Consider the following 349-nt stretch of genomic DNA (forward strand, 5'->3'; position numbering starts at 1 on the left):
AACAGAATACGTTCGGAGAGGACATTTGGAACGTGGTGCAGCAGCAGGGTCTGGCCCGGTTTGCCTTCCAGTTCGCCACGGCGCAGCAGTGCGCTGATATAGCCGTCACTGATCTTGTCGAGTTGCTCGGCAATCGGAGAGAGACGGCGCGGCTCAAAAACACCCACAACGATGCAGGCACTCCGCTGTTTCTCCGGGCTACCGCTTTTTACACTGAACTCCATGCACTATACTCCTGAATCTTAAAGACAACAGCAGGGGCTACAGATATACTCGACCTCTTTCAAACCGCAGATGCGTTGGCTTGCGCCTGCTTACCCCAGCCACTTACTGAACGTAAGTTCCGGGG

General features: G+C 54.7%; 1 protein-coding gene. It reads right to left on the reverse strand.

The features are described from left to right. Positions 1-224: M17 family peptidase N-terminal domain-containing protein (locus BTM36_RS26805; protein ID WP_305778113.1), on the reverse strand; the 224-nt coding region annotated here is incomplete at its 3' end. Positions 225-349 lie beyond the last annotated feature (125 nt).

The organism is Herbaspirillum sp. VT-16-41, from assembly GCF_001994935.1.
Classification (GTDB): domain Bacteria; phylum Pseudomonadota; class Gammaproteobacteria; order Burkholderiales; family Burkholderiaceae_D; genus Herbaspirillum; species Herbaspirillum frisingense.